3 protein-coding genes are annotated in these 2,986 nt (G+C 41.9%); 1 reads left to right on the top strand and 2 read right to left on the bottom strand.

The window, feature by feature from the left end; genetic code table 11:
- On the top strand, window positions 1-308 hold a 308-nt coding region (locus FHQ23_RS11970), incomplete at its 5' end, for a hypothetical protein (protein WP_267963716.1).
- Between the two features lie 240 nt (window positions 309-548).
- On the opposite strand, the gene ppnN is transcribed toward FHQ23_RS11970, so the two are convergent.
- Window positions 549-1,910, bottom strand: a complete 1,362-nt coding sequence (gene ppnN / locus FHQ23_RS11965) for a nucleotide 5'-monophosphate nucleosidase PpnN (RefSeq protein WP_139614522.1) — start codon at window positions 1,908-1,910, stop codon at window positions 549-551.
- A gap of 35 nt (window positions 1,911-1,945) precedes the next feature.
- Window positions 1,946-2,788: an NADPH-dependent 7-cyano-7-deazaguanine reductase QueF gene (gene queF, locus FHQ23_RS11960; RefSeq protein WP_139614521.1), complete on the bottom strand. Its 843-nt coding sequence runs from the start codon at window positions 2,786-2,788 to the stop codon at window positions 1,946-1,948.
- Window positions 2,789-2,986 lie beyond the last annotated feature (198 nt).

Below are 2,986 nucleotides of genomic sequence, written 5' to 3'. Positions count from 1 at the left end.
AGACTATTTTTCGCCAATATAATCATATAAAAAATAAAATGAAAATAACACAAGAAAATATATTAAAAAAAGCAATAACAACAAGATTTGTTTTAGAAAACAATTCCAATATTGTTTCCGTGTTTTATGATGAGGATGGGGATTGGCAGTTTTTTGGGAATGAAGAAGTAACGGAAGAAGACGCTAGAATTGTTTCTATTCAGCACATTTTAGATATTGACAATTCATTAACAACATTACCCGAAATATTAAGAGGGCAATCGGCTTTTCGTAATGATAAAAATTCAGCATGGAAAATAGAAAACTAGATGACAATGGAAAGATCAACAGACCCTAACATTTGTGCAAAGAAATAAAGATAATTACGTCAAATATAGCACTGTATCACATGGTACTATAAATAAATTCAAAGGAATGCTTGCTGATGAATTAACTTGGATTCAACAACCAATTACAATAAATGGATTGTTGAATCCAAGGGAAAAACTTCGTCATCAGGCGCAAGCCCAAACCGCACTTTCATGGCAAAAGTGCGGTCAGCAAGAATGCTATTTAATAATGCGATAACAAGGCTGATAAGCCTCGCCGCCCGGTAATTTCATGCGGTGTTGATCAACGAAATCCTGTAACACACGGTCGATTTTTTCCATTAAAATCGGGTCGCCGTGCAATTCAAATTCGCCGTGTTGTTCAATTAATTCAATTGTTTCCGGTTTGATATTACCGGCGACAATGCCGGAAAAAACGCGGCGCAGATTGGCGGCAAGACTCTCTTTGCTTTGTTCCAAATGCAAATCCAGATTGCTCATATTCGCATGGGTCGGTTCAAACGGATTTTGGAAATCCGGCGGAATCGTCAACGTCCAGTTGAAGCCGTAAGAATCGTTGGTTTGCGCACGTACTTTTTTGATGCTCTTCATGTGCGCACTGACTTTGCGCGCAACTTGTTCTGGATCGTCAATAATAATTTCATACAAGGCTTGCGCTTCGGCCCCAAACACTTCACCGATAAAGCGATCAATGGTGTTGAAGTAATCCGCACTCTCTTTCGGGCCGGTCAAAAACAGTGGCAGCTGTGCGTCTTTATTTGCCGGATTGAGCTTGATGCCGATTAAGTAGAGCAGTTCTTCAAACGTACCCGGACCGCCAGGGAACACTAGAATACAGTGTCCCATGCGGACAAAGGCTTCCAGCCGTTTTTCAATGTCCGGCATGATAATCAGCTCATTCACAATCGGATTCGGCGGCTCAGAGGCGATAATCGACGGTTCAGTGATGCCGATAAAACGGCTGTTTTTGAAACGTTGGTTAGCATGTCCGATTGCCGCCCCTTTCATCGGTGCTTCCATCACGCCCGGCCCACAGCCGGTAATAATATTGAGTTCACGCAGTCCCAATTGTAATCCGACTGCACGACAATAGCGGTATTCAATCTCATTAATCGAGTGCCCGCCCCAGCAGACCACCAACGACGGACATTCGCCGACAATCAGCGCTTTGGCATTACGCAGAATGGTAAAAATATAATTGGTAATGTTATTTGAATTTTCAGCTTGTTGAAATGAATGTTGTTTAGTGATGACATTGACAAATAAAATATCGCGCAATACCGCAAACAGATGATATTGAATATTGCGGATTACCTTGTCATCCACAAAAGCGGATTCCGGCGGATTGTGCAGCAATAACGAAACGCCACGTTCTTTGGCGATGAGTTCGATTTCAAAGTCTTTGTACATGCCTAATAAAATACGACTGTCATCGGTTACTGCACCGGAATTCAACACTGCCAACGAACAGTTGCGGTAAAGCTGGTACAAGTTGCCAGAAACGCCTTTTTCCAGTAATTCAACCTCCAAGTGTGACAGTTGATCCATACTACCTTTCGGATTCACCATATGTGAGCTCATGTTTTCTCCTTTTTATAAACAAACATCAACAGACCCTATTGTCTTGCCAAGCGGCAATTTATTACTTCAAGCGGGTAGTTTGCCCGATAAGGATTGATATCTAATCCACCACGTCGGGTATAACGGGCATACACTTTCAGTTTCGTGGGGTTCGCATAGTGCATCAGATCACAAAAAATCCGTTCGACACACTGCTCGTGAAATTCGTTGTGCTGACGGAACGATACCAAATAGCGCAACAACGCTTCACGGTCGATTTTAGCACCTTGATATTCAATTTGTACGCTGCCCCAATCGGGCTGATTGGTAATCAGACAATTGGATTTCAACAGATGGCTGACTAACACTTCATCAACCTGTTCTGCTGTCGTGCAATGTTGCAACAACTGCGGTTGGAATTCATAGCTGTCAATCTCAATATCTTGATAATCAATACATTCGCCCTGAAAGTAATCAATGGTTTGATTTTGATAGGCGTCTAATGGGTGTAACCGCACTTGGACTTCGCCTTGGGCACAATTTGCCAAATCCCGTTGAATCAACTGTTCCACCTGTTGCAGGCTGTCAAAGCGGCTTTGATTGAAACTGTTTAAATAGAGCTTAAAGCTTTTCGATTCGATCAAGTTTTCACTTTGAAAATCCAAAGAAATATCCCCGATCGCCACTTGCGGCAACCCTTTGGCATTCAGCCACGAAATTTCATAGGCAGTCCAAATATCCGCACCACAATTAAACGGCTGTTGCGAACTGATCCCCAAACTGTCACGGTTTAAACTGCGTGGTACTGCTTGTAATAAATGTGGATCATATTCACTGCGATAATCGGTTTGTTTGCCGAGTGTTAGTTGATCTAAACTGCTGTGGTGATAGGTTGCCATCGGATTCCTTGTTGACGTTTCTGATTGAAATTGGACGAAATTGTAACATAAAGTTTAGGGTCTGTTGATGTTTGTTTATAATTTGAGCTATAGACTATTTTTCGCCACTCTTTTTGCAAATAAATAAGGCAAAAGTCGTGAAGTTTAGTGATTCTAAACGAACGGCTTTTAACGCCGCTGTAGTACGAAAAGTAATGG

It is taken from the genome of Testudinibacter crocodili, from assembly GCF_006228025.1.
GTDB lineage: Bacteria > Pseudomonadota > Gammaproteobacteria > Enterobacterales > Pasteurellaceae > Chelonobacter.
Note: the sequence above shows the minus strand (reverse complement) of the source record. Positions and strands in the feature narration are given on the sequence as shown.

Excerpts from the sequence above, each read along its gene's own strand:
- ppnN (WP_139614522.1), bottom strand. The coding sequence starts at position 1,910 with ATGAGCTCACATATGGTGAATCCGAAAGGTAGTATGGATCAACTGTCA.
- queF (WP_139614521.1), bottom strand. The coding sequence starts at position 2,788 with ATGGCAACCTATCACCACAGCAGTTTAGATCAACTAACACTCGGCAAA.